Consider the following 1,159-nt stretch of genomic DNA (forward strand, 5'->3'; position numbering starts at 1 on the left):
TGCCCGCTGTAACGACTCAGCAATGTTTGGAACGCTGCTAAGAGTGTCATGAACAGCGTCACTTCTTGTTTCTGGCTGAAGGCAGTTAGCGCTGCACTCAGTTGAGAGGAGAGTGAGAATGTCTGTGTTGCCCCCTTGTAAGTTTGAATCGCAGGTCGCGGTCGGTCGGTGGGCAGTTCCAACAAAGCCGGAACACCCGCAAGTTGTTGCTGCCAGTATGTCAATTGCTGTGCCAGCACTTCTTGTTGCAACCACTGCTGCTGCCAGACAGCAAAATCAGCGTACTGTATGGGCAACTCTGGTAGCGCAATTGGCATTTCGTTGCACCCAGCTTGATAGACTGCTGCTATCTCCCGAATAAGTACGCCGATTGACCACCCATCTGAAACTATGTGGTGCATCACCAACAGCAGGACGTGTTCTTTTTCTGTCAGCTGGAACAAACTAGCCCGCATTAACAGATCGCTTGCCAAGTCAAACGGTTGCGCTGCTTCTTCAATGATTAATTGTCGGCAAGCGATTTCCCGCCCTGTGGGTTCTAGCTGTTGCAAGTCGTAGACTGCTAGTGGTAAGGTCGAGCTGCTGGCAATCACTTGCATTGGTTGCCCATTTACCTGAATAAAGTTGGTGCGTAGGGCTTCGTGGCGGTTGATGATCTGATTGAGACTTTGCTCAAGGGCAGCGACATTGAGCTGACCTTGAAAACGCATCGCCACTGGAATGTTGTAAAAGCCGCTTTCTGGCTCAAACTGCTGTAGGAACCACAAGCGCTGTTGAGCAAACGACACTGGCATTTCAGGTTGCCGTGGGACTCTGACAATTGGTGTTTGTCTTTGTTGTCCGGTTTGTTGTACTGTGGCAATGTACTCAGCTAAGGCGGCAACAGTCGGTAACTCAAACAAGCTACGCAATGGTAATTCCACGGAGAATGTGCTTTGCAGGCGCGACATCAGTTGCGTTGCCAGTAACGAATGTCCTCCCAAGGTAAAGAAGTTGTCATGGACACCCACACGCTCTACACCCAGCAGCGATGCCCAAGTACTGGCGAGCATTTCTTCAATGGGTGTTCTGGGAGCAACAAAGTTGTGTGATTCAAGTTGGACTGAGGGATCTGGTAGTGCCTTGCGGTCAACTTTACCATTAGGTGTGAGTGGCAGGG

Annotated in this window: 1 protein-coding gene; it reads right to left on the reverse strand. The window is 50.6% G+C overall.

Annotation, left to right across the window (positions count from 1 at the left end; genetic code table 11):
- Positions 1-1,159: condensation domain-containing protein (locus tag AABK37_RS41455; RefSeq protein WP_432557191.1), on the reverse strand; the 1,159-nt coding region annotated here is incomplete at both ends.

The sequence above is a fragment of the Tolypothrix sp. VBCCA 56010 genome (genome assembly GCF_050875635.1).
Lineage (GTDB): Bacteria > Cyanobacteriota > Cyanobacteriia > Cyanobacteriales > Nostocaceae > Hassallia.